The organism is Streptomyces sp. NPDC048416 (assembly GCF_043200435.1).
Taxonomy (GTDB): Bacteria; Actinomycetota; Actinomycetes; order Streptomycetales; family Streptomycetaceae; genus Streptomyces.
On record NZ_JBICXU010000041.1, the window covers coordinates 37753 to 61708 of the forward strand.

The 23956-nt window shown below is 70.9% G+C and carries 21 protein-coding genes and 1 tRNA gene; 2 read left to right on the forward strand and 20 right to left on the reverse strand.

The genetic code is table 11. The features are described 5' to 3' along the window. Positions 1 to 84 precede the first annotated feature (84 nt). The 16 genes from ACGFW5_RS32590 to ACGFW5_RS32665 form a co-directional block, all read right to left on the reverse strand. A complete protein-coding gene (locus tag ACGFW5_RS32590; protein WP_393837942.1) occupies positions 85 to 522 on the reverse strand; it encodes a hypothetical protein in 438 nt (145 codons plus the stop codon). 266 nt (positions 523 to 788) lie between these two features. Further along, positions 789 to 2129 carry an MraY family glycosyltransferase gene (locus ACGFW5_RS32595; protein ID WP_393837961.1) on the reverse strand — a complete coding sequence of 447 codons (1341 nt, stop codon included), beginning with the start codon at positions 2127 to 2129 and terminating at the stop codon, positions 789 to 791. Between the two features lie 244 nt (positions 2130 to 2373). Beyond that, positions 2374 to 3615 (reverse strand): serine hydroxymethyltransferase, encoded by a 1242-nt coding sequence (glyA, locus tag ACGFW5_RS32600; RefSeq protein WP_393837943.1) that lies wholly within the window; start codon positions 3613 to 3615, stop codon positions 2374 to 2376. 66 nt (positions 3616 to 3681) lie between these two features. Further along, positions 3682 to 4332 (reverse strand): protein-tyrosine-phosphatase, encoded by a 651-nt coding sequence (locus ACGFW5_RS32605; protein ID WP_393837944.1) that lies wholly within the window; start codon positions 4330 to 4332, stop codon positions 3682 to 3684. After that, on the reverse strand, positions 4329 to 4976 hold the full coding sequence (locus tag ACGFW5_RS32610) for an L-threonylcarbamoyladenylate synthase (protein WP_393837945.1): 648 nt from the start codon (positions 4974 to 4976) through the stop codon (positions 4329 to 4331). The genes ACGFW5_RS32605 and ACGFW5_RS32610 overlap by 4 nt, the downstream gene beginning before the upstream one ends. Before the next feature lie 46 nt (positions 4977 to 5022). Next, complete coding sequence (gene prmC / locus ACGFW5_RS32615; RefSeq protein WP_393837946.1) at positions 5023 to 5904, reverse strand: peptide chain release factor N(5)-glutamine methyltransferase; 882 nt, start codon at positions 5902 to 5904, stop codon at positions 5023 to 5025. Between the two features lie 33 nt (positions 5905 to 5937). Then, a complete protein-coding gene (prfA, locus tag ACGFW5_RS32620) occupies positions 5938 to 7017 on the reverse strand; it encodes a peptide chain release factor 1 (protein WP_393837947.1) in 1080 nt (359 codons plus the stop codon). Between the two features lie 105 nt (positions 7018 to 7122). Further along, positions 7123 to 7350, reverse strand: a complete 228-nt coding sequence (gene rpmE, locus ACGFW5_RS32625) for a 50S ribosomal protein L31 (protein ID WP_053726981.1) — start codon at positions 7348 to 7350, stop codon at positions 7123 to 7125. Positions 7351 to 7519: 169 nt separating this feature from the next. After that, positions 7520 to 8632 (reverse strand): LCP family protein, encoded by a 1113-nt coding sequence (locus ACGFW5_RS32630; RefSeq protein ID WP_393837948.1) that lies wholly within the window; start codon positions 8630 to 8632, stop codon positions 7520 to 7522. A 413-nt stretch (positions 8633 to 9045) separates the two neighbouring features. Beyond that, positions 9046 to 11157 (reverse strand): transcription termination factor Rho, encoded by a 2112-nt coding sequence (gene rho / locus ACGFW5_RS32635; RefSeq protein WP_393837949.1) that lies wholly within the window; start codon positions 11155 to 11157, stop codon positions 9046 to 9048. A 403-nt stretch (positions 11158 to 11560) separates the two neighbouring features. Then, entirely contained in the window at positions 11561 to 12478 is a 918-nt protein-coding gene (gene thrB / locus ACGFW5_RS32640) for a homoserine kinase (RefSeq protein ID WP_393837950.1), read from the reverse strand. Positions 12479 to 12758: 280 nt separating this feature from the next. Then, positions 12759 to 13817, reverse strand: coding sequence for a threonine synthase (gene thrC, locus ACGFW5_RS32645; RefSeq protein ID WP_393837951.1), 1059 nt, complete (start codon positions 13815 to 13817; stop codon positions 12759 to 12761). A 6-nt stretch (positions 13818 to 13823) separates the two neighbouring features. After that, positions 13824 to 15116: a homoserine dehydrogenase gene (locus ACGFW5_RS32650; protein ID WP_393837952.1), complete on the reverse strand. Its 1293-nt coding sequence runs from the start codon at positions 15114 to 15116 to the stop codon at positions 13824 to 13826. 97 nt (positions 15117 to 15213) lie between these two features. Next, complete coding sequence (gene lysA / locus ACGFW5_RS32655) at positions 15214 to 16605, reverse strand: diaminopimelate decarboxylase (protein ID WP_393837953.1); 1392 nt, start codon at positions 16603 to 16605, stop codon at positions 15214 to 15216. Between the two features lie 93 nt (positions 16606 to 16698). Then, positions 16699 to 17685: an ArgS-related anticodon-binding protein NrtL gene (gene nrtL / locus ACGFW5_RS32660; RefSeq protein ID WP_393837954.1), complete on the reverse strand. Its 987-nt coding sequence runs from the start codon at positions 17683 to 17685 to the stop codon at positions 16699 to 16701. 213 nt (positions 17686 to 17898) lie between these two features. Beyond that, positions 17899 to 18333, reverse strand: coding sequence for a response regulator (locus tag ACGFW5_RS32665; protein ID WP_393837955.1), 435 nt, complete (start codon positions 18331 to 18333; stop codon positions 17899 to 17901). A gap of 157 nt (positions 18334 to 18490) precedes the next feature. Between ACGFW5_RS32665 and ACGFW5_RS32670 the strand changes: the two genes are divergently transcribed. Then, positions 18491 to 18562, forward strand: a tRNA-Arg gene (locus tag ACGFW5_RS32670). Positions 18563 to 18720: 158 nt separating this feature from the next. Here the strand turns inward: ACGFW5_RS32670 and ACGFW5_RS32675 are convergent. After that, a complete protein-coding gene (locus ACGFW5_RS32675; protein WP_393837956.1) occupies positions 18721 to 19446 on the reverse strand; it encodes an SDR family oxidoreductase in 726 nt (241 codons plus the stop codon). 103 nt (positions 19447 to 19549) lie between these two features. Between ACGFW5_RS32675 and ACGFW5_RS32680 the strand changes: the two genes are divergently transcribed. Further along, positions 19550 to 20398 carry a LysR family transcriptional regulator gene (locus tag ACGFW5_RS32680; RefSeq protein WP_393837957.1) on the forward strand — a complete coding sequence of 283 codons (849 nt, stop codon included), beginning with the start codon at positions 19550 to 19552 and terminating at the stop codon, positions 20396 to 20398. 195 nt (positions 20399 to 20593) lie between these two features. On the opposite strand, the gene ACGFW5_RS32685 is transcribed toward ACGFW5_RS32680, so the two are convergent. From ACGFW5_RS32685 to ACGFW5_RS32695, 3 genes are all read right to left on the reverse strand, one after another. Next, the gene (locus tag ACGFW5_RS32685) at positions 20594 to 21376 is read right to left on the reverse strand and encodes an SDR family oxidoreductase (RefSeq protein ID WP_393837958.1); all 783 of its coding nucleotides are present in this window, start codon (positions 21374 to 21376) and stop codon (positions 20594 to 20596) included. An 84-nt stretch (positions 21377 to 21460) separates the two neighbouring features. After that, positions 21461 to 22039 carry a TetR/AcrR family transcriptional regulator gene (locus ACGFW5_RS32690; RefSeq protein WP_393837959.1) on the reverse strand — a complete coding sequence of 193 codons (579 nt, stop codon included), beginning with the start codon at positions 22037 to 22039 and terminating at the stop codon, positions 21461 to 21463. Positions 22040 to 22441: 402 nt separating this feature from the next. Next, a complete protein-coding gene (locus tag ACGFW5_RS32695) occupies positions 22442 to 23689 on the reverse strand; it encodes a sensor histidine kinase (RefSeq protein WP_393837960.1) in 1248 nt (415 codons plus the stop codon). Between the last annotated feature and the right edge of the window lie 267 nt (positions 23690 to 23956).

A 23956-nucleotide genomic window follows, 5' to 3' on the forward strand; every position in this document is an offset into this window, starting at 1 on the left:
GCTCAGATGCCCGCGCCCGCAGTGCCGCAGTTGGCACCGGACGATAGCAGGGTCCAGAACTCGCACTTATCCCGCCCCTACCACTCACGATTTCGATCCCGGCGTTTCGGACTTTTCAGTCTTGGCGGAATCGGGTTCGACGTAAAGAATCTTAGCCTTCATGTGCGCACGCGCCTGCGCGCCGATCCATACGAGGGTCAGCGCAACCAGCGTGCAGGCAAAGGCCTTTGGATTGAACAGCGTCGTGTTCTTGAAGACCGCGACAAAGATGAACAGCAGCAGCAACTGAGCCGTGTACAGAGCCAGGCCCATGGCCTGGAACAGGTGCGGAAGCGATTTGGCAGTGCGCTGCAGAACGACGAGCCCGATACCCATGAAGAGGATCACGACCAGCGTCGCGACGATGGCACCCACCGCTCCCTTGCCGCCCGCGACCACGCCGCTGACGAGGGCCGCAACAGCGCCCGCGGCAGCGGTGGGTAGGGCGGTCTGGAGAAGAGTGCGTGCGTCGTTGGACGGCATGGCGGCAGCTCCGCTTGCTGGTGGGGGCAAAGTGGTGTCGTCATGGACGAGCGTAAGTCCCGGGCCGAGTTGGTCCACTCGGGCCAATGGACCGTCGCACTACGGTCCTTCGGCTCTGGCGCCGGGTCTCGTGAACCGTATCACAAACTATTTGATGAGGTCTTTACCATGGAAGTGTGATGGGCAGCACACTTGAGAGTGATGCCGCGCGTTTGTGCGCAACGGACGGCGACTTGTCTGGTATTGGGCGTCGGCGCGGCAATTCGTCAGCGTGACGCACCGGTCTTACGTCGGTCGGGGAAACGCGAACGGGGGCCGATCGCGGTCGCTCCGTTGACGCCGGAGACTCCGGTCACCACCGCGGGGCGTTCGCCACGCACCTCGTCGTCCTGCTCGTCCGCCGCCGCGGAGTGCTCCGGCTCCGGCTTGGTACGCCGGTAGCGCGGCGGCACGAACCGCTCGGCCCACCGCGGGGCCCGCGGGTCGAACCGCGGCAGCAGCAACAGGACGAGCCCGACCGCGCTCAGCGCGACGATCACCAGGACGATCCACATCGACGCCGAGTGCACCGAGTAGGCGACCGCGCCGAACGCGATGAGCGCCGACCAGAAGTACATGATCAGGACGGCCCGGCTGTGCGAGTGGCCGATCTCCAGGAGCCGGTGGTGCAGGTGCCCGCGGTCCGCGGCGAACGGCGACTGGCCGTTCCAGGTCCTGCGGACGATCGCGAGCACCAGGTCGGCCATCGGGATCGCGATGATCGACAGCGGCATCAGCAGCGGGATGAAGACGGGCAGCATCGCGTGGGTGGCGTCGCGGGTGCCGCCGAAGTTGAGCTTCATCGCGTCCGGGTCGACCTGGCCCGTGATGGAGATCGCGCCGGCCGCGAGGACGAGCCCGATCAGCATCGAGCCCGAGTCGCCCATGAAGATCCTGGCCGGGTGCATGTTGTGCGGCAGGAAGCCCAGGCACATGCCCATGAGGATGGCGGCGAACAGGGTGGCGGGCGCGGCCGCCTCGATCCCGTACCCGTACCAGAGCCGGTAGGCGTACATGAAGAACGCCGCCGACGCGATGCACACCATGCCGGCGGCCAGGCCGTCGAGGCCGTCCACGAAGTTCACCGCGTTGATGGTGATCACGACGAGCGCGACCGTCAGGAGGGTGCCCTGCCACGACGTGAGCGAGACCGAGCCGATGCCGGGGATCGGGAGCCACAGGATGGTCAGACCCTGCATGACCATGACGCCCGCGGCGATCATCTGGCCGCCGAGCTTGATCAGGGCGTCGATCTCGAACTTGTCGTCAAGGACGCCGATCAGCCAGATCAGCGCGGCGCCGGACAGCAGCGCCCGCGGTTCGTTGGACTGGCTGAAGACCGCGTTGAGCCCGTCGAGGTGGTCGGCGACCAGCAGTCCCGCGCACAGGCCGCCGAACATGGCGATGCCGCCGAGTCTCGGTGTCGGTTCCCGGTGCACGTCGCGCGCACGGATCGCCGGCATCGCGCCCACGGCGATGGCGAACTTCCGCACCGGCCCGGTGAGCAGGTAGGTCACCGCGGCCGTGACGCAGAGCGTCAGCAGGTATTCACGCACGGGCTGCCCCAGAGGTATCGCTGGCCTTCTCAGCCCCACACCCTAGCTTCGTGCGCATGTGGTTGAGGACATCCGGATCCGGCAGATGGTTGCGGGTACCCCCCTGAAGCGGGGATAAGCCTGCATTTCTCCCGTATGCGCACCCTGTGAGAATGCGCCGCGTCGTGAACTCCGGCCCCGGTCGGGCTCTCGCCCGGCCACTCGCCGGCCCCGGCCGGTTCCCCGTCCGTCCCCGGTCCGTCCCCTTCGGTGCGCCTTACGGAGGAGGGAACCTTTCGGCCAGTTCCCGTACTTCCGCCCGCGCCGTCGGGTCCTTGCGCATCGCCCTCGCGAACAGCGCCGCGATCCTGACCATCTCGGCCTCCCCCATGCCCTGGGTGGTGACGGCTGCGGTGCCGAGCCGGATGCCGCGGGCGTCCGCGTGCGGCAGGGCGCAGCTGTCCAGGACGATCCCGGCGCCCGCGAGGAGCCCGCGCGCGGTGCGGCCGTCGACGCCGAACCGCGCCGGGTCGGCGAGCACGAGGTGGGTGTCGGTGCCGCCGGTGGCCACCTCGAACCCCTCGGCGAGCAGCCCCTCGGCGAGGATGCGCGCGTTGGCGACCACGTCATGGGCGTACCCCGTGAACGCCGGGGTGGATGCCTCGCCGAAGGCGACGGCCTTGGCGGCGATCGTGTGCATCTGCGCGCCGCCCTGGGTGAACGGGAAGACGGCGCGGTCGATGCGGGCGGCGAGGTCGGCGCCGCACAGGATCAGGCCGCCGCGCGGTCCGCGCAGCACCTTGTGGGTGGTGGCGCACACGACGTCGGCGTACGGGACGGGGCTGGGCGCCGCTCCCCCGGCGATGAGGCCCATGGGGTGCGCGGCGTCGGCGATGAGGTAGGCGCCCACGTCGTCCGCGATCTCCCGGAAGGCCCGGTAGTCGGGGTGGCGGGGGTAGGCGATGGAGCCGCACACGATCGCCTTCGGCCGGTGCTCGACCGCCAGGTCCCACACCTCGCCGTAGTCGATGAGCCCGGTGTCCGGCTCGACGCCGTACCCGACGAAGTCGAACCAGCGTCCCGAGAAGTTGGCGGGCGAGCCGTGGGTGAGGTGGCCGCCGTACGGGAGCCCCATCGCCAGGACGGTGTCTCCGGGCTTCAGGAGCGCCGCGTAGGCCGCCAGCACCGCCGAAGTGCCCGAATGCGTCTGTACGTTGGCGTGGGCCGCCCCGAACAGGGCTTTGGCGCGGTCGACGGCGATGCGCTCCGCGACGTCGACGACCTCGCAGCCGCCGTGGTGGCGCGCGCCGGGGTAGCCCTCCGCGTACTTGTTGCCGAGCTGCGAGCCGAGGGCCGCGCGCACGGCCGGCGAGGTGAAGTTCTCGGCGGCGATCAGCTGGAGCGAGGCGGCCTGCCGCTCGGCCTCGCCGAGCAGCACGTCGGCCATTTCGGGGTCCTGGCGCCTTACGGCCTCGAACCCCGCGAGTTCAGTGCGGCTGTCTACGGAGGTGACCGGCATGCCCCCAGGGTAGGCCTCGGCCGCCGGGGGCGCCCGGCGTGCGCGGAAGCGGTACTCCGGGTGGCGTCAGTGGTGCGTGGGCACGCCGGTCAGGGCGGTGACGACCGGGTCGAGGGCCTGGTTGATCTCGTCGCCGATGGAGCGGAAGAACGTGATCGGGGCGCCGTAGGGGTCGTTCACCTCGTCGGCCTCGGCGCTCGGCGCGAGCAGCCAGCCACGCAGCGCGGCAGCGGCCCGCACCAGGGCCCTGGCCCGCTCCACCATGCCCTCCTGGAGCGGGTCGGGCAGCGTGGCGGGGTCTATGGCCCGTACGAGGCGGGTGAACTCCTTCAGGGTGAAGGTGCGCAGGCCCGCCGAGTGCCCCATCGAGATGACCTGGGCGCGGTGGTCGCGGGTCGCGGTGAGCACCAGGTCGGCGGTGATGACGTGCTCGTCGAGGAGTTCGCGCCCGGTGAATCCCGAGGCGTCCGCTCCGAAGTCGGCGAGCACGGCGGCGGCGTTGGCCTCCATCGGGGCGCCCTCGTGGCCCCAGGTGCCGGCGCTCTCCACGATGAGCCCACCCGTGAACGGGTCTCCGAGCCGGTCGCTCAGGGCATGGCGGGTCAGCCGCTCGGTGATCGGCGAGCGGCAGACGTTGCCGGTGCTGACGTGGAGGATGCGGAACGAGGTCCCCGCAGGGCGAACCGTGCCTATGCCACGCCCCTCAGGGGCGGTCAATTGGCCACCTCAAGGTCGGGTACCACCTTGCGCAGCTCGTCCGCGGTGAGGGCGCCGGCGCGCAGCAGCACGGGCACCTTGCCGGTCACGTCGACGATGGAGGACGGCACGATGCCCGGGGTCGGGCCGCCGTCGAGGTAGACCGAGACGGAGTCGCCGAGCATGCCCTGGGCGGCGTCGCAGTCCTCGGGCGCGGGATGGCCGGTGAGGTTGGCCGAGGACACGGCCATCGGGCCGACCTCGGTCAGCAGCTCGATGGCGACGGGGTGCAGCGGCATGCGGATCGCGACGGTGCCCCGGGTGTCGCCGAGGTCCCACTGGAGGGACGGCTGGTGGCGCGTGACCAGGGTGAGGGCGCCCGGCCAGAACGCGTCGACGAGCTCCCAGGCCTGCTCGGTGAAGTCGGTGACCAGGCCGTGCAGGGTGTTCGGCGAGCCGATGAGCACGGGGGTGGGCATGTTGCGGCCGCGGCCCTTGGCGTCGAGCAGGTCCATGCAGGCCTGTGAGCTGAACGCGTCGGCGCCGATTCCGTACACGGTGTCCGTCGGCAGCACCACGAGCTCACCGCGGCGGACGGCGGACGCGGCTTCGCGCAGACCGGTCGTGCGGTCCGTCGCGTCGTTGCAGTCGTATCGCCGAGCCATTAGCGGGCCTCCTCGTACACGTACACGGTCTGGATGTCGTAGCGGGTCACGGTGTGGCCTTGCGGGCCGTGGCGAAGCGCGGGCGGTTGTTCAGGTCGGGGTGGTCGGCCGCGTCCGCCCAGCCGGCCTCCTCGTTGAAGATCCACGGCACTTGGCCGCCCTGGGTGTCGGCGTGCTCGATGACGACGAGCCCGCCGGGCCGCAGGAGGCGGTGCGCGGTGCGTTCGATGCCCCGGATGGTGTCGAGACCGTCCTCACCGGAGAACAGCGCGAGCTCGGGGTCGTGGTCGCGCGCCTCGGGAGCGACGTACTCCCACTCGGTGAGCGGGATGTACGGCGGGTTGGAGATCACGAGATCGACCTGGCCGTCGAGCTCGGGCAGCGCGGTGAGCGCGTCGCCCTGGTGGAGAACGACGCGGGACCCCTCGACGTTCTTCCGCGTCCACTCCAGGGCGTCCTCGGACAGCTCGACGGCGTGCACGCGCGAGCGCGGCACCTCCTGCGCCATGGCGAGCGCGATGGCGCCCGAGCCGGTGCACAGGTCGACGATGAGCGGTTCGACGACGTCCATCGCACGGACGGCGTCTATGGCCCAGCCGACGACCGACTCGGTCTCCGGGCGCGGCACGAACACCCCTGGCCCGACGTGGAGTTCGAGGTAGCGGAAGAAGGCGCGGCCGGTGATGTGCTGAAGGGGCTCACGTGCCTCGCGGCGGGCGATGGCCTCCCAGTAGCGGGCGTCGAAGTCGACGTCCTTGACGTGGTGCAGCTCGCCCCGCTTGACGCCGTGGATGTGGGCGGCCAGCTCCTCCGCGTCGAAGCGCGGTGAGGGCACGCCGGCGTCGGCCAGCCGCTGGGTGGCCTGGGCCACCTCGGCAAGCAGCACGCTTCGGGGGCCTGGGGGTCGCCCCCCAGAGTTTTGCTGCACGCTGGTCCTCCGGCAGTCGTACGGGGGTGGGAATTACTGGGCGGCCGCGAGCTTGGCCGCGGAGTCCGCGTCGACACAGGCCTGGATCATCGCGTCCAGGTCGCCGTCGAGGACCTGGTCCAAGTTGTACGCCTTGAAGCCGACCCGGTGGTCCGAGATGCGGTTTTCCGGGAAGTTGTACGTCCGGATCTTCTCGGAGCGGTCGACGGTGCGCACCTGGCTGCGGCGGGCGTCGGCGGCCTCGGCCTCGGCCTTCTCCTGGGCCGCGGCAAGGAGCCGCGAGCGCAGGATGCGCATGGCCTGCTCCTTGTTCTGGAGCTGGCTCTTCTCGTTCTGGCAGGAGGCGACGACACCGGTCGGGATGTGCGTGATGCGGACGGCGGAGTCGGTCGTGTTGACGGACTGGCCGCCGGGGCCGGACGAGCGGTACACGTCGATGCGCAGCTCGTTCATGTTGATCTCGACGTCGACCTCCTCGGCCTCGGGCGTGACGAGCACGCCTGCGGCGGAGGTGTGGATGCGGCCGGCGGACTCGGTCGCGGGCACGCGCTGCACGCGGTGCACGCCGCCCTCGTACTTCATGCGTGCCCAGACGCCCTGGCCGGGCTCGGTCGCGCCGTTGCCGCCCTTGGTCTTCACGGCGACCTGGACGTCCTTGTAGCCGCCCTGGTCGGACTCGGTGGAGTCGATGATCTCGGTCTTCCAGCCGACCCGCTCGGCGTAGCGCAGGTACATGCGCAGGAGGTCGCCGGCGAACAGGGCCGACTCGTCGCCGCCCGCGCCCGCCTTGATCTCCAGGAGTACGTCCTTGTCGTCGCTCGGGTCGCGCGGGACCAGGAGCAGGCGCAGCTTCTCGGTGAGCTCTTCGCGCTGCGCCGTCAGGTCCTTGACCTCGGCGGCGAAGTCCGGGTCGTCGGCCGCGTACTCGCGGGCCGTCTCGATGTCCTCGCCCGTCTGCTTCCAGGCGCGGTAGGTCGCGACGATCGGCGTGAGCTCCGCGTAGCGCTTGTTCAGCTTGCGCGCGTTGGCCTGATCGGCGTGGACCGAAGGGTCGGCGAGCTTCGTCTCAAGACCGGCGTGCTCGCCGATCAGGTCCTCGACCGCTTCGAACATCGGTGGCTCCTGGGGTTCAAACGAAGGCGAAGTAGGGGTGGACGGCAAAGCGCCGGTCGCGGCGCCTCCGGGAAGGAGGCGCCGCGGACCGGCGCAGTTGGCTCGCTACTTCTGGGCGGAGCCGGCAGCGGCCTTGCCGAAGCGGGCCTCGAAGCGGGCCACGCGGCCGCCGGTGTCCATGATCTTCTGCTTGCCCGTGTAGAACGGGTGGCACTCGGAGCAGATTTCGGCGCGGATGGAGCCGCCGCCGATCGTGCTACGGGTGGTGAAAGCCGCGCCACAGGTGCAGCTGACCTGGGTCTCGACGTACTCGGGGTGGATGTCGCGCTTCAAGGTGTCTCCTAGGTTCGGGAGGGCGCCGGGTCGTAGGCACGGATTGCGCATACGTGAACCGGGGCCGACGTACCAGTCTGCCAGGACTGGCCGCATCTCCCAAAACCGGGGTGGACGCGGAACTATTCCCCGGCCGCCGCCGAGGCGCCTGCCGTACGTCCCGCCCGGTTCACCGGCCGGCCACGTAGCCGCCCGCGGTGCCCTTGTCGCCCGCCGAGCCCGCGGTCGCGGACGCCGGGATCGGCTGGTCCTTGGAGAGCGCGTCCCAGACCTGCCGGGACTGCTCCTCCAGGGGGCTGACGCGGTTGGGGTCCAGCTTGTCGTACTGCACCGGCAACGTGATCATCTTGACGTTCGAGGCGTCCAGGCCCTTGAGCCCGTCGGCGAAGCCGATCAGCGAGTTCACCGAGCTGAGGTCGGTGTCCGTGGTGATCGCCTTGGTGGCGGCGTCGGCGAGCCCGTAGAGCTTGGCGGGGTTGCCGAGCACGCCCACGCTCTTGACCTGGCTGATCAGGGCCTTGATGAAGGCCTGCTGGAGCTGGATGCGGCCGAGGTCGCTGCCGTCGCCGACCACGCCGTGCCGGGTCCGTACGAGGCCGAGGGCCTGCTCGCCGTTGAGGGTGTGCTTGCCGGCCGGCAGGTCGAGGTGGCTCTTGTCGTCCTTGATCGGCTTGTTGGTGGTGACGGGCACCCCGCCGAGCTGGTCGATCAGCTTCTTGAAGCCGGTGAAGTCGACCTCGACGTAGTGGTCCATGCGGATGCCGGACATCTGCTCGACCGTCTTGACGGCGCAGGCCGGCCCGCCGACCTCGTACGCCGTGTTGAACATCTGGCGCTTGGCGCCGGGGTCCGTCCTGCTGCCGTCCTGCGTGGTGCAGGAGGGGCGGGTGACCAGGGTGTCGCGCGGGATGGAGACCACGCTGGCGGTCTTGTGGCCCTGGTAGACGTGGATGATCATCGCGGTGTCGGACCGGGCGCCGCCCTCGTCCGCGCCGTACTCCTTGTTGGCGCCGGCCCGCGAGTCGGAGCCGAGGACCAGGATGTCCTCCGAGCCGTTGTCGACGTTCTGCGGGCGGTCGGTGCCGAGCTGGGCGTTGATGTCGACGCCCTTGAGGTTGCCGTTGAGCGTGAAGTACACGTAGCCGAGACCTGCCCCGCCGACGAGCACGACACCCGCCGCGCTCCAGGCGGCTATCCGCACGGCGCGACGGCGCGTGCTGGGCTGCTTGCGGCGCCTGCCCGCCCCGCGTATTCGGCTGCTGCGTGTGCCCTGCTCGGTCATGGTCTCCTCAGTTCTCGGTGCTCCTCCGATTACCCCCTGCCCCGGTGTTCAGGCACGGATTGTCGACACTCGTCAGACGTCGAAGCATCAAGAAGGGTTGCACAGGGTTCTAAGAACGCCCTAAGAGCGCGGTGCGCCCGGCGGCCCGCACGGGATGCCGTCCTCTGCCTCTCACCTGCGGCTTCGCGGACCCTGCGGGGGAGCGCCACGGTCCGGCGCCGCCGGGCGGCGTGTGTCGAATGCCTCAGCGGGGCCCGTGGCGGCCCGCCGCGTCCCGGGCGGCCCGGCACGAGCCGCCCGCGAGCGGGTCGCAGCGGGGCCGGGCGCGGGGTCGCCCGGCCGCGTACACAAGAGCGCCCCCGGCACCGAAGTGCCGGGGGCGCTCTCAACTGGTCCTGAACGAACCGGAGTTGCTAGTCGTTGCCGTTGCCCGGACCCGGAGTCGTCTTCTGGATCTGGAGCAGGAACTCGGCGTTCGACTTCGTCTGCTTCATCTTGTCGAGCAGCAGCTCGATGGCCTGCTGCTGGTCGAGCGCGTGCAGCACCCGGCGCAGCTTCCAGACGACCGCGAGCTCGTCGCTGCCGAGCAGGATCTCTTCCTTACGGGTGCCGGACGCGTCCACGTCCACCGCCGGGAAGATGCGCTTGTCGGCGAGCTTGCGGTCGAGCTTGAGCTCCATGTTGCCGGTGCCCTTGAACTCCTCGAAGATCACCTCGTCCATGCGCGAGCCGGTCTCCACGAGCGCGGTGGCGAGGATGGTCAGCGAGCCGCCGTCCTCGATGTTGCGCGCGGCACCGAAGAAGCGCTTCGGCGGGTAGAGCGCGGTCGAGTCGACACCACCGGACAGGATGCGCCCGGAGGCCGGGGCCGCCAGGTTGTACGCACGGCCCAGACGGGTGATCGAGTCGAGAAGGACGACCACGTCGTGGCCGAGCTCGACGAGACGCTTGGCGCGCTCGATGGCCAGCTCGGCGACGGTGGTGTGGTCCTCGGCGGGACGGTCGAAGGTCGAGGAGATGACCTCGCCCTTCACCGACCGCTGCATGTCGGTGACCTCTTCGGGACGCTCGTCGACCAGGACGACCATCAGGTGGCACTCGGGGTTGTTGTGGGTGATCGCGTTGGCGACCGCCTGCATGATCATGGTCTTGCCGGTCTTCGGCGGGGCCACGATCAGGCCTCGCTGGCCCTTGCCGATCGGCGACACGAGGTCGATGATCCGCGTGGTCAGGATGCCCGGGTCGGTCTCCAGACGGAGCCGGTCCTGGGGGTAGAGCGGGGTCAGCTTGTTGAACTCCGGGCGGCCGCGGCCGGAGTCGGCGGCCATGCCGTTGGAGGAGTCCAGACGCACCAGTGCGTTGAACTTCTCGCGGCGCTCGCCGTCCTTGGGCTGGCGCACCGCACCGGTGACGTGGTCACCCTTGCGCAGGCCGTTCTTGCGGACCTGGGCGAGCGAGACGTACACGTCGTTCGGGCCCGGCAGGTAGCCGGAGGTACGGATGAACGCGTAGTTGTCGAGGATGTCCAGGATGCCCGCGACGGGGATCAGGACGTCGTCGTCGGCGACCTGCGGCTCCGCGCCGAACTCCTCGCGGCCACCGCGGCGGCCACGGCGGTCGCGGTAGCGGCCACGGCGGCCACGGCGGCTGCCGTCGTCGTCGAAGTCGTCCTGCGGGCCGCTGTTCTGCTGCTGGCTCTGCTGGCCCTGCTGGCCCTGCTGGCCGCCCTGGCGCTCCTTGCGCTGGCCGCCCTGCTGGTCGTCGCCCTTGCCGCGGCGGTCACCGCGCTCGGCACGGTCACCACGCTCGGCACGGTCACCGCGCTCGGCACGGTCGCCACGCTCACCGCGGTCGCCGCCGCGCTCGCCGCGCTGACGGTCCCGGCGGTCGCCGCGGTCGCCCCGCTCACCACGGTCGCGGCGCTCACGACGGCCCTCGGCGCTGTCGACAGCCTCGGCTGCCTTCGCCTCCGGCTGGGCCTCGGTCTTCACCTCGGCCTTGGCCTCCGTCTTGGTGACGGTCTCGACGGCGGCCGAGGTGGACTCGGGGCTGCCGGACGGCGCGGTGGCACGGCGGCGGCGACGCTCGCCCGAGGGCTGCTCGTCGCCCGCGCCCTGGTCGGAGGCCTTGGCGGAGGGCTGGCCCGGGATGTCGATCTGCTGCTGCGCGGCCTGCTTCTCGGCGGCGGGAGCGGCGGCGTCGTCACCCGTACGTGCCTTGGAGGTGGCGCGGCGCTTCGGCTTGGCCTCGGCGCCGTCGGAGGCGGCACTCTTGGCCGGGGCGGAACCGCCCCCTGCCTGCGCCTCCTTGATGACCTCGATCAACTGGCTCTTGCGCATGCGCGCGGTGCCCCTGATGCCGAGGCCGGACGCGACCTGCTGCAGCTCGGCCAGGACCATGCCGTCGAGGCCGGTGCCGGAGCGGCGGCGCCGTGCGGTGGTGCCAGAGGCAGCACCTGCGGCGGGCGCGGCATTGTCGACAGAGCTGTCGGCAGTCACGCCCATCAGATCGGTGGTGTCGCTCACGAAGGGTCCTTCCCTGGAGCGGACGTCGGCCTGTCTGGCTCGGCGACCGGTTGTGCTGTCCGGCTGCGGCCCGTGATCTTGCTGACCACTGATCGTGCCGGGGCGGTGGTCCGCCGCGTGCGGCGGAGAGACAAAGTGCGTGGGTTCCGGCCCGAGATCCCCCTACTCGGCCCCTGCCGGGAAAAAGCGTGGGGTGTCGTGCCGGTTCCGGAGCGTGCTCGCAACTGCTCAGGCAGGCTGCACAGGCAGTTGGGGAGGCTCTCGGAAGAAAGGCGGTCCCTGAAGGGGACACGAAGCACCGCGCCACGAAGACGACCGATGCAGACTTGAGGTTAACACTACCGGATCCAACAAACATTCCCCCTCTCGTTCACCGGCAAGCCGTGCTCCCCGCCGCTCGCGCCTAGGACCCGAGCGGCAGGACGCTCGCACCCGCGGCGTCGAGACTGAGCCGGTCGGCGGCCCATCCCTCCCCCGCGAGGCGTGCGACCTTGTCGGCCGCACCGTCCTCGACCAGCGCGAGCACCGTGGGCCCGGCGCCGGAGATGACCGCGGGGACACCGTCCGCGCGCAGCCGGTTGACCAGTGCCACGCTCTCCGGCATCGCCGGCGCGCGGTACTCCTGGTGGAGCCGGTCCTCGGTGCCGGCGAGCAGCAGCTCGGGGCGCCTGGTCAGGGCCTCCACGAGCAGGGCGGCGCGGCCGGCGTTGGCCGCGGCGTCGACGTGCGGGACGGTGCGCGGGAGCAGCCCGCGTGCCGTCTCCGTCAGGACCGCCTTGCCGGGCACGAAGACCACCGGAACGATGGAATCCGCCGGGTCCATCCTGATCGCGCGGGCCGCGCCGCCGTCCATCCAGGACAGCGTGAACCCGCCGAGCAGACAGGCCGCGACGTTGTCGGGGTGGCCCTCGATCTCCGTCGCGAGTTCAAGCAGGGCCGCGTCGTCGAGCCGGGCGTCGCCGCCTATGGTCACGGCGCGCGCGGCGACGATGCCGGCGCAGATGGCGGCGGAGGACGAGCCGAGGCCGCGGCCGTGCGGGATGCGGTTGGCGCAGACGACCTCAAGGCCGCGCGGCTGTCCGCCGAGCAGGTCGAACGCGGTGCGCAGGGACCGTACGAGCAGGTGGCTCTCGTCGCGGGGCAGCGTCTCGGCGCCCTCACCCGCGATGTCGATGCCGAGGCCCGAGTCGGCGACGCGGACGACCACGTCGTCGTAGAGCCCCAGTGACAGGCCCAGGGAGTCGAAGCCCGGGCCGAGGTTGGCACTGGTGGCGGGGACGCGCACCCGTACGGCGGCGGCGCGGAATGCGGGACCGGCCATCGCTCTGATGACTCCTTGTGAGACTGCTGCTGGGGTCTGCTGCGAGGTTTTTCGAAGACGTACAAAACACCCGAGGGCCACGTGGGCAACTGCACCGCGGCATATGCGGCGGGGCGGGTTGGGTACAGCCTATCGAAGGAAGGTTCTGTGGCGACATAGGGCGCACAGGAGGCGCACGATGCGTGTCGCGAGCCCCCCGTGCCCCTCCGTGCGGGCCTGTCCGGTTCTGCGTACGCGTCCTCGCGGAACGGGACGCGTACGCGACCGTCGTGGCCAGGTGTTACGCGAGGCCGAGGCGCTCGGCGGCGGCCGCCGCGTCCACCGGCACGGTGACGGGCTGCGGGGCTCCGGCGACCGCCCAGTCGGGGTCCTTGAGGCCGTTTCCGGTCACCGTGCACACGATCTTCTGGCCCGGGTCGACGAGACCGCGCTCGGCGGCCTTGAGCAGTCCGGCCACCGATGCGGCGGAGGCGGGCTCGACGAAGACGCCCTCCTGCGCGGCGAGCAACCGGTACGCGCGCAGGATCTCACGGTCCGTCACCTCGTCGATGAAACCGCCGGATTCGTCCCGCGCGGCGAGCGCGAACTGCCACGAGGCCGGGTTGCCGATGCGGATCGCGGTGGCGATCGTCGAGGGGTCCTTGACGACCTCGCCGCGCACGATCGGCGCCGAACCGGACGCCTGGAAGCCCCACATGCGCGGGGTGTGCGTGGAGACACTGTCGGCGGCGTACTCCTTGTAGCCCTTCCAGTACGCCGTGATGTTGCCCGCGTTGCCGACCGGCAGGACGTGGATGTCGGGGGCGTCGCCCAGCGCGTCCACGATCTCGAACGCGGCGGTCTTCTGGCCCTCGATGCGCACCGGGTTGACCGAATTGACCAGCGCCACCGGGTAGTTGTCGGACAGCGAGCGGGCCAGCGTGAGGCAGTCGTCGAAGTTGCCGTCGACCTGGAGGATCTTGGCGCCGTGGACCAGGGCCTGGCCCATCTTGCCGAGCGCGATCTTGCCCTGCGGCACGAGGACCGCGCACACCATGCCGGCCCGCACCGCGTAGGCGGCGGCCGAGGCGGAGGTGTTGCCGGTGGAGGCGCAGATGACCGCCTTGGCGCCCTCCTCCTTGGCCCGGGTGATCGCCATCGTCATGCCGCGGTCCTTGAAGGACCCCGTCGGGTTCGCTCCCTCGACCTTGAGGTGGACCTCGCAGCCCGTGCGCTCGGAGAGCACCTGCGCGGGCACGAGGGGCGTACCACCCTCGCGGAGGCTGACGACCGGCGTCGTAGCGGAGACGGGGAGCCGGTCCCGGTACTCCTCGATGATTCCGCGCCACTGGTGGGTCATTGCTGGTTACTCCCCTTCAACACGCATGATGCTGGCGACACCACGCACGGTGTCGAGCTTGCGCAGGGCGTCCACGGTCCCGGTGAGGGCCGCGTCGGCCGCGCGGTGGGTGACGACGACGAGGGAGGCCTCGCCGTCCTTGCCGGACTGCCGCACGGTGTCGATGGACACCCCGTGCTCGGCGAAGACCGTCGCGACCTGGGCGAGCACGCCCGGCTTGTCGGCCACGTCGAGGCTGATGTGGTAACGCGTCACGACGTCGCCCATGGGGCTCACGGGCAGCCGCGTGTACGCCGAATCACCGGGCCCTGTCGAGCCGGCGAGCTTGTTGCGGCAGACCGCGACCAGGTCGCCGAGGACGGCGGAGGCGGTCGGCGCGCCGCCCGCGCCGGGCCCGTAGAACATCAGCTGCCCGGCGGCCTCCGCCTCGACGAACACCGCGTTGTAGGCGCCCCGCACGGAGGCCAGCGGATGGTCGAGCGGAATCATCGCGGGGTGGACGCGGGCGGTCACCGAGCCGCCGTCGGCGGCCCGCTCGCAGATCGCGAGCAGCTTGATGGTGCAGCCCATCTGGCGCGCCGACGCGAAGTCGGCGGAGGTCACCTCGGTCATGCCCTCGCGGTACACGTCGTCGAGGCGGACCCGGGTGTGGAAGGCGATCCCGGCCAGGATGGCGGCCTTGGCGGCGGCGTCGAAGCCCTCCACGTCGGCGGTCGGGTCGGCCTCGGCGTAGCCGAGCGCGGTGGCCTCGTCCAGGGCTTCCTGGTAGCCGGCGCCCGTCGAGTCCATCTTGTCGAGGATGAAGTTGGTCGTGCCGTTCACGATGCCCAGCACCCGGTTGACCTTGTCCCCCGCAAGCGACTCGCGCAGCGGCCTGATCAGCGGGATGGCTCCGGCGACGGCGGCCTCGTAGTACAGGTCACGGCCGTGCTCGACGGCGGCGGCGTGCAGCGCCGCGCCGTCCTGGGCCAGCAGCGCCTTGTTCGCGGAGACGACGGACGCGCCGTGCTCGAACGCGGTGGTGATGAGCGCCCGGGCGGGCTCGATGCCTCCGATGACCTCGACGACGACGTCGATGTCGCCGCGTTTGACGAGGGCGGTGGCGTCGGTGGTGACGAGGGCGGGGTCGATGCCCTCGCGCACCTTGGAGGGACGGCGGACGGCGACTCCGGCGAGCTCCACGGGAGCGCCGATGCGCGCCGCGAGGTCGTCGGCGTGCGTCGTCATGATGCGCGCCACCTCTGAGCCGACCACTCCGCAGCCCAGCAGCGCCACCTTCAGCGGACGCGTACGCATCATCCGACCTCGTTTCCTCTTCAAACCTGGAATAGGAACCAGTCTCACTCACCGGACGGGGGTTTCTGCCCGTCGTCCGGATCCTGAGACAACTATTTCATTACCCGACATCGAGACGCAGGAGATCCTCCTCCGTCTCACGCCGCACGATCACGCGCGCCGATCCGTCGCGCACCGCGACGACCGGCGGGCGCAGCGCGTGGTTGTAATTGCTGGCCATGGAGCGGCAGTAGGCACCCGTGGCCGGCACCGCAATCAGATCACCCGGCGCGAGGTCGGCGGGCAGGAACGCGTCACGCACCACGATGTCACCGCTCTCGCAGTGCTTGCCCACCACCCTGACCAGCATCGGCTCGGCGTCGGACGTGCGCGAGACGAGGGCGACGGAGTACTCGGCGTCGTACAGGGCGGTGCGGATGTTGTCGGACATGCCGCCGTCGACGCTCACATACGTCCGCAGGCCTTCGAGCGGCTTGATCGTGCCGACCTCGTACAGCGTGAACGCGGTCGGGCCGACGATGGCGCGGCCCGGCTCGACGGAGATGCGGGGCACGCGGAGCCCGGCGGAGTCGCACTCGCGCGTGACGATCTCGGCCAGGGACTTGGCGATCTCGTGCGGCTCGGCCGGGTCGTCGTCGGAGGTGTACGCGATGCCGAGGCCGCCGCCGAGGTCGATCTCGGGCAGCTCGACGCCGTGCTCGTCACGCACCTGGGCCAGCAGCTGCACGATGCGGCGCGCGGACACCTCGAAGCCGGCCATGTCGAAGATCTGCGAGCCGATGTGGGAGTGGACGCCGACCAGTTCGAGCCCGTCCAGCTTGAGGGCGCGGCGCACCGCCTCGGCGGCCAGGCCGTCCGCCAGCGCGATGCCGAACTTCTGGTCCTCGTGCGCGGTGGCGATGAACTCGTGGGTGTGGGCCTCGACGCCGACGGTGACGCGGATGAAGGCCTTCTGCACCGTCCCCAGCTCCTGGGCGATGTGCGCGACGCGCACGATCTCCTGGAAGGAGTCGAGCACGATCCGTCCGACCCCGGCCTCGACGGCGCGGCGGATCTCGGCCTCGCTCTTGTTGTTGCCGTGGAAGGCGATGCGCTCGGGGGGCATCCCCGCGTCGAGCGCGGTGGCGAGTTCGGTGCCGGAGCAGACGTCGAGGTTGAGCCCTTCCTCGTTGAGCCAGCGCACCACGGCCCGCGAGAGGAAGGCCTTCCCGGCGTAGAACACGTCGGCGTCGCGGCCGAATGCCTCGGCCCAGGCCCGGCACCTGGCGCGGAAGTCGGACTCGTCGAGAATGTAGGCGGGTGTGCCGAACTCCTCGGCCAGGCGCGACACTTCGAGCCCGCCGACGCTGACCTCGCCGTCGGCGGTGCGCGTGACGGTGCGCGACCAGACCTTCGCGTCAAGGGCGTTGAGGTCGGCGGGCGGCGCGGAGTAGTGGCCTTCGGTCAGCACGTCGGCGTGGCGGGGGCCGGCGGGGTGCGCGGATCGGCTCATGTTCTGTACGTCTCTTCTCTTGCACGTCTGCGGTCATGACTGCGGCTGACGGTCCGCGTCCGCGGTGGGTGCGCAGGTCGTCGGGTGCTCATGTCACAGAAACTCGGGGGCGTCGATGCCGAGCAGGGACAGGCCGCCGGCCAGCACCGTCCCGGCGGCCTCGGCGAGGGCCAGCCGGCAGCGGTGGGCGGCCGAGGGTTTCTCGTCGCCGCGCGGCAGCACCTGGTGGTGGAAGCGCAGCAGCTCGTCGGCCACCGCTTCGAGATGCCGTGCCAGCCGGTCGGGCGCGTGGTGGCGTGCGGCGCCTTCGAGCACGGCGGGGTGGTCCCCGACGAGCCCGAGCAGGGCCTCCGCCTCGGGCACGGGCCCGGCCTCGGCCCCGAACCCGAGCTCGTGGGCGTTGCGCGTGAGGGCCCGGCTGCGGGAGTGCGCGTACCGCACCCGGAAGAAGGGGTTGCTCTCGCGCTGGGCGAGCAGGTCCTCGACGTCGGTACGGGGCCGGTCGTGCCGGGCGGCCCTCAGCATGGCCCAGCGGGCGGCGTCGTCACCGACGAGCTCGGCGAGGCGCGGCACCGGACAGGCCACGACGGCGAGCCGGACCCCTCCCCGCTCCACGACGCGGACGAGGGCGCCCTGGGCGCCGAGCAGCCTCGCCACGACCTCCGTGACGATCCGCGCGCGCTCCTCGGGGACCGCCGCGAACTCCAGGGTCTGCCCGCCGAGCGCGTCCCCGTACCCGTACCGCCGGCCCGCTTCGCGCACCTGCCGTACGACATCGTCCTGGGCGGCGCGGTCGAGGGTGATGTTGAGGAATCCGGGCCCGCTGATCTCGACGAGGGCGATGCCCGGCTGGCCCGCGATGCGCTTCCGGAGCTCTTCGGCGACCCGGCGGGGCGGCAGCCCGGCCGCGGCGGCGAGCTTGAGTGCGATCCCGCTGGCGTAGTCGCCCCCGCCGCCCGGCCGGGGCCGCTCGACCTTGACGACCTCGGGCACCACGAGCCCCACCCGCCCCAGGGCACCCTCGTCGACCGCGGTGCGCACGACGCGCACGACGGTACGGGAGAGCTCGGAGGGGGTCACGTGACCAGCGTAGGCGAGAAGGGGGGGCCCTTCGCGAACCGGTTTCGCCATACGGGCAGAGCGGGTTCGCGGACGGGTCGCGGAGGGGGTTCGCGGAGGGGGTTCGCGGATGCGTGGCGGAGCGGGGCCCAGTCTCCGGGGGTTCAACTCCCGGGGCTCAGCTCCCGGGGCTCAGCTCCGGGGGTTCAACTCCCGGGGTTCAGTCTCCGGGGCTCAGCTCCGGGTGCTGCCGGCCCGCCCGGGCTCCCTGCTGCCGTCGGCAGACGGCGGAGCCTCCCGGTGCAGCAGCTGCCGTACGACCCGGACCAGCTCCGCGGGCTCGAACGGCTTGGCGAGGAAGGCGTCGACCCCGGCTGCGAGCCCGGTCTCCACCTCGTACTGGTTGCAGGCACTGATGATCGCCACGGGCAGCCGGCTCGTCCGGGGATCGGAGCGCAGCCGCTCAGCCGTACGCAGTCCGTCGAGCCGGGGCATCATCACATCCAGGGTGATCACGTCGGGGCTGACCTGGTGTACGACTTCCAGGCACTCGGCACCATCGGCCGCGGTCACGACCTCGAAGCCCTCCAGCTCAAGGTTGACCCTGATCAGCTGCCGGATGACCTTGTTGTCGTCCACAACAAGAACCCGGCCGGACGCGCCTGACACACCTTGAGGTTAGGTCCGAGGAGGGCACCGCGTCCGGGTTTTCCCCACTTCCACCCCGCCCGGGGGACACAGCCCGCGAAAGAGCCGGAAATACCTGTTCACAGCCACCCCGAGAGAGCTGGTAGGGTTCAACCCGTCGCCGCCGAACGCGGCGCACGCCCCCGTAGCTCAGGGGATAGAGCAACGGCCTCCGGAGCCGTGTGCGCAGGTTCGAATCCTGCCGGGGGCACAGAAAGCCGGAACAGCGTAGTCAGTCCGCTGACCGGCCGAAGTGCCGGACTTCAAGAGCCGGACCCAGTCTCACTGGGTCCGGCTCTTTGTCGTTGCGGGTGCGCATCCCGTCGTGATGCCGGTCAGAATCTGGCGGGCGGGCGGGTCACCCGTGCGTCACCACGGCACCTCTCCCGCGTCGTCGAAGAAGTGGCCGGTCGGGCCGTCGTCGGGCAGGGAGGCGAGCCGGATCGCGATTGCCGCGCCCTGTTGCGCGGTGCGGACGCCGCGGAAGCCGTTCAGGTCGGTCGCGCAGTAGCCAGGGCAGCCCAGGTTGATCAGGATGTTGGTGTCGGAAAGCTCCTTGGCGTACTGGACGGTGACGGCGTTGAGGAACGTCTTCGAGGGTGAGTAGGCCACGGACGTCGGGCCGACTTCGGCGCCGGGTGTGGTCTGCCGGGTGAGCGAGCCGACGGTGCTGGACATGTTCACGATGCGCGGGGACGACGAACGGCGCAGCAGCGGCAGCATCGCGTTGGTGACCCGGATGACACCAATGACGTTGGTCTCCACGGCAGTTCGCACCGTGGCCACGTCGACCGTGGTCGGCATCTGCGGCGCGTTGCCGGTCGTCCCCGCGTTGTTGACGAGTACGTCGAGTCGCCCGGCGCGCTCCTCGATCAGCCGGGCGGCGTCGGCCACGCTCGCGTCGTCGGTCACGTCGAGCGGCACGCCGAACGCGTCGACACCGGCCGCCCGCAGCTTCGCCACGGCGCTCTCGCGCCGCTCCTGGTCGCGGGCGCCGATCCCGACGCTCCAGCCCAGGGCGCCGAGGCCGGCCGCGATCTCGTACCCGATGCCCTTGTTCGCGCCGGTCACCAGCGCGATTGTCTGTTCGGTCATGCTGTTGATCCTGGCGGAGCACGGCGCCGGCCGGCCAACACCGATGAGGTGCGCAGCGATACCGTCCGAGTATCGATCCAGGTGGGAGCGGTACGCTGGCGACGTGGAGACGAGGGAGTTGCGGTACTACGTCGCCGTCGCCGAGGAACTGCACTTCGGGCGGGCCGCCGCGCGGCTCGGCATCGCGCAGCCCCCGCTGTCCCGGGCGATCAGCCGGCTCGAACGGCGCCTAGCGGCAACGCTGTTGGAGCGTTCCAGCCGGGCGGTCACCCTGACTGAAGCGGGCGCGGTGCTCCTGCGGGAGGCCCGCGCGGCGCTCGACGCGGTCGAGGCCGCCGAACGGCGCACCCGCCGTGCCGCTCTCGCCGCGACCGGCCAGGCCGACGTGGTCCTCGCCACGAAGGCCGGCGCATCCAGCGATCTGCTGGCGAAACTCCTCGACGCCTACGCCGCCGAACCCGGTGCGGGCACCGTCGACCTGCTCCTGTGCGGCATCGGCGAACAGGAACGCATGCTGCGCGACGGCCGGGCCGATGTGGCCCTCCTGCACCTGCCCTTCGACGCGACGGCCGGCTTCGACACCGAGGAACTGCGCACGGAGGGCCAGGTGGTGATCCTGCCGGCCGGGCATCCGCTCACCGAGCGCGCCCAGGTCCTGGCGGCCGAGGTCGCCGAGTTCTCCGGCCTGCCGATGCCGCGCTGGCCCGGCCGGGACGGCTCGTACCCGGACGGCCCCGGCCCGCAGGCCCGCGACCATGCCCAGTTGCTCCAACTGATCGCCCTCGCTCGTGCCTGCTGGATCGCGCCCGAGTCGTGCCGGGCACAACTGCGTTCGGATCTGGCCACGGTGCCGGTGGTGGACGCGCCGGAGGTCACGACGGTGATCGCCTGGCCACCCCACAGCCGCTCCCTGGCCGTGGCCGGGCTGGTCCGGGCCGCTGCGCGTATCTGAGCTCACGGCTGTTGCCCGGTCGGCGACGACATCCTCTCGGGCATCAACCGGCGGGCGTAAGCGCATCGCTCCGGCCCGGGCCGCACGCAAGAGCATCCGGGCAGCGCGTCCCGACGGCGCCCCGATCCACGCGATCCCGGACGACCCTTCCACGCGATCCCGGACGACCCTCACCGCCCCGGCGCGGCAGTCGCCTCACACCGTCTTGATGCCGCCGCCCTCGACGACGTAATCGGCGCCGGTGACGCTTGCCGCACGGCCCGAGGCGTGAAACGCGACGACGGCCGCGACCTCGTCGGCCTCGACCATACGGCCCGTGGTCATGCCCATCGCCGCAGGCACCCCGGCCACGAAGTCGCGGTGCCCGACACCGTTCGCCTGCGCGAGGCGGGCACCGAAGCCGTCGGCGTCCTCCCACATTCCGGTACGCGTCGGACCGGGTGAGACGGTGTTCACCCGTACCCCCTGGGGGCCGAACTCCTCGGACAGCGCCTTGCCGAACGCGTTGAGACCGGCCTTCGCGACGCCGTACTCGATGGGGCCCGTGCCCGGCAGGCGTGCGCTCATCGACGAGATGTTCACCACCGCACCGCGGCGCTCCAGGAGGCTCGGCAGCAGTCGACGGGTGACCCGGACCGTGCCGAACAGGTTGACCTCGAAGCTCTGTGCCCACAGGGCGTCGTCGGTCGCGAGGAACCCGTCGAGGGTGAACGTGTCGCCGCCACCCAGGTTGTTGACCAGGATGTCCACCCCACCGAGTTCCGCGAGCGCCTGCGCCCCCAACTCCTCGGCGCCTTCCGGCGTGCTCAGGTCGACGGCGACCGGGTGCGCGCCGGCCTCCTTCAGTTCGGCCGTGACCGTACGGGCCGCACCCACCACGCGGACCCCCTCGGCCACGAGCTGCCGTGTGATCGCGAGGCCCACGCCCCGGCTGGCCCCCGTGACGACCGCGGTCTTCCCGGCGAGATCGAGCTCCATGTCCCAGACTCCTCAAATATATTTGAATTGCAGGTACAGAATTAGGTCAAAAAATAGAGAGCGGCGCCGACCGGCGGTGCTGGACTACAGCGACGCCATCGCCGCGTCCACGACCCGCCTCAACTGCGCCGCATCCTCAGCGGTCTTGGCCAACACCCGCATCCCGATCACTGTCGCAAGCAACCAGGCGGCCATGGCCGCCGCGTCGCGGTCACCAGCAATCTCGCCGGCCCGCTGACCTTCCTCGACGGTCGCACGGAATGCGCTCTCCGTACGCGCGAACATCTTGCGCACCGCGTCAGCCGATCCGGCGTCCGATGCGGCCAACTCGGTGGCGGTGTTGACCGCCATGCAGCCGCGCCGATCCGGGTCGCCCAAGTCGAGCTCGACCAGCGCCTCCAGTGCTCCCCGAAGCCGGTCCTTCGCCGAACCGGGGTGATCGAGAAGCGCCTCCAGCCACGCGGCCTGCGCGTCGCGGTAGCGCGTGAGCGCCTGCTCGAACAGGGCATGCTTGCTGCCGAAAGTGTTGTACAGACTGCCCTTGCCGATGCCGAGCTCGTCCACGAGGTCCTGCGGCGTCGTCGCCGCGTACCCCTTGCGCCAGAACACGCCCATCGCGCGCTCCACCGCCACATCCGGATCGAACTGCTTCGGCCTGCCCATGACGCCACCCTAGCACCATTTTTGACCTTGAGGTCAAAAGAAAATCTGGGCGCGGGCAGCGCCCGACGGCGACCCCGCCGACCACAACTTGCTGCTTGAGCAGGTTGCCCACACCGGTGGTGTGCGCAGCCGGCAGGTCGGCCGCGTACCGCTCCTCCCCGTACTGCGAAAGCAGCGCCGCCGGCGCCCCCGACCGGCGGCAACGGAGCTCCATCGCCGCCCGCATCCCCTCGACGGTGAAGCCGGGCGGCATCCGGGCGTCGATCAAGCCGAGTTCGGGCCGGTGCGCCGCCGCTGCCGCCAACAGCCCCTCCGCGTCGCCGACTTCGCGGCGCCCCGGAACTCGCCCCCTCTTCAGCACCTTGATCAGGCCGACCCGCGACAACACCGAATCCTCGACCGTCACCGCGCGCACGGCAGCTCCGCGGTGATGGTGGTGGGCCCGCCAACGGGGCTGCTGACGTGAAAGGCCCCGTCGAGAGAGCCGACCCGCTTGGCCAGGCCGGTCAGCCCTGTGCCGTCGGCGGCGTCGGCACCGCCCAGCCCGTCGTCAGTGACGCGCACGCGCAGCACCTCGCCGACCTGACGGACCATCACCTCTGCACGCCGCGCGTTGGCGTGCTTCGTCGCATTGGTCAGCGCCTCGGAGATCACGAAGTACGCGACCGCCTCCACGTTGGGCGCCACGCGCTCCTCCAGATCGACCCGCAGCCGCACCGGCAGGGGCGTGCGGGCAGCCAGCCCGGACAACGCCGCGTCCAGACCCCGGTCTTCGAGCACGGCCGGGTGCAGCCCCCGCACCAGGTCATTGAGTTCGGCGATCGCCTCCTTGGCCTCCAGGTGCGCTCTCGCGATCATCTCGCGGGCATCACCCGGCAGGTCCGGGCGGGTGGCAATGGCCAGACCCAGGTTGACCGCGAGAGACACCAACCGCTGCTGGGTGCCGTCGTGCAGGTCGCGCTCGATCCGGCGGCGCTCCGCGTCGACGGCCTCCACCAAGTCGGTCCGGCTCACGGCCAGTTGATCGACCCGCGCCTGGAGCCGCTGCGCCCGGCTGGGCCCGAGCAGGCCCACCGCCGTCCGCGCCTCGGCCCGGGCCACTGCGCGTGCGGTCCAGGGCAGGGCGCACAGGAGGAGGAGCCCAGCCGCTGTGTAAGCCGGCAGCTGGGTCAGGTAGCCGAACCAGTCCTGGCGGATCCCAGTTGGCAGCGCCCATGACCAGGCGTAGGCGGTGACGCCCGCCAGGGACGCCGCTGCCACCGCGAGCACCAGCAGCTCCGGCAGCGCGAGCAGCAAGCCCAGCAGGAGGTGGTATCCGATCTTGCGCCAAGGCCGCGTCGCCGCGAGCCACCGGGCGGTCGAGGCCCACGTCCGTTGTTCCGGCGCGGTGGGGGTGAGCCGGGGGACGCTTACACCGATGAGCACCCGGTAGCGAGCCCGCTGAACGGCCGTCAGCACCGGGGTCCCGAGCATGACCAGGGCTGCCGACACGGAAACCGTAAGAAGCCAGTCCCCCGTCCTGGCGCCAGTCGTCGCCGCCCAGGCCCATACGGGCACCAGCGCCAGGTGCGGCGGCACCCCAGCGGCAAGAAAGCCGATGTCCCGCTGCGCCCGGAGGACCGTGCGTCTCAGTCCAGCTGGAATCGTCATGGCCCGACGCTAGGGCACCGCGCGAGGGCGGTGCCATGAATCCTGTACCCGGTCTCAAGGTGAACCTAGTACCAGCTGTGGGCAGCCGGCTGTGGGTGGCCGAGCAGGCGGGCAGACGGCGAGGTCGTCGACCCCGAGATCGCCGTGGGAGTACTGGCACGGATCACAGGCAAACGCGAAAAAGCCCCGCACCGTGACCGTATTTCTACGATCTGGTGCGGGGCTTTCCCCACAATTTGTTCGGCGGCGTCCTACTCTCCCACAGGG

What these genes read in the sequence shown, in the direction of transcription:
- ACGFW5_RS32590 (WP_393837942.1), bottom strand. Translation starts at nt 522, where the DNA reads ATGCCGTCCAACGACGCACGCACTCTTCTCCAGACCGCCCTACCCACC.
- ACGFW5_RS32675 (WP_393837956.1), bottom strand. Translation starts at nt 19,446, where the DNA reads ATGACCGAACAGACAATCGCGCTGGTGACCGGCGCGAACAAGGGCATC.
- thrB (WP_393837950.1), bottom strand. Translation starts at nt 12,478, where the DNA reads ATGGCCGGTCCCGCATTCCGCGCCGCCGCCGTACGGGTGCGCGTCCCC.
- lysA (WP_393837953.1), bottom strand. Translation starts at nt 16,605, where the DNA reads ATGAGCCGATCCGCGCACCCCGCCGGCCCCCGCCACGCCGACGTGCTG.
- ACGFW5_RS32610 (WP_393837945.1), bottom strand. Translation starts at nt 4,976, where the DNA reads ATGGCTCGGCGATACGACTGCAACGACGCGACGGACCGCACGACCGGT.
- ACGFW5_RS32690 (WP_393837959.1), bottom strand. Translation starts at nt 22,039, where the DNA reads ATGGGCAGGCCGAAGCAGTTCGATCCGGATGTGGCGGTGGAGCGCGCG.
- glyA (WP_393837943.1), bottom strand. Translation starts at nt 3,615, where the DNA reads ATGCCGGTCACCTCCGTAGACAGCCGCACTGAACTCGCGGGGTTCGAG.
- prfA (WP_393837947.1), bottom strand. Translation starts at nt 7,017, where the DNA reads ATGTTCGAAGCGGTCGAGGACCTGATCGGCGAGCACGCCGGTCTTGAG.
- thrC (WP_393837951.1), bottom strand. Translation starts at nt 13,817, where the DNA reads ATGACCCACCAGTGGCGCGGAATCATCGAGGAGTACCGGGACCGGCTC.
- ACGFW5_RS32630 (WP_393837948.1), bottom strand. Translation starts at nt 8,632, where the DNA reads ATGACCGAGCAGGGCACACGCAGCAGCCGAATACGCGGGGCGGGCAGG.
- ACGFW5_RS32650 (WP_393837952.1), bottom strand. Translation starts at nt 15,116, where the DNA reads ATGATGCGTACGCGTCCGCTGAAGGTGGCGCTGCTGGGCTGCGGAGTG.
- ACGFW5_RS32685 (WP_393837958.1), bottom strand. Translation starts at nt 21,376, where the DNA reads ATGGAGCTCGATCTCGCCGGGAAGACCGCGGTCGTCACGGGGGCCAGC.
- ACGFW5_RS32695 (WP_393837960.1), bottom strand. Translation starts at nt 23,689, where the DNA reads ATGACGATTCCAGCTGGACTGAGACGCACGGTCCTCCGGGCGCAGCGG.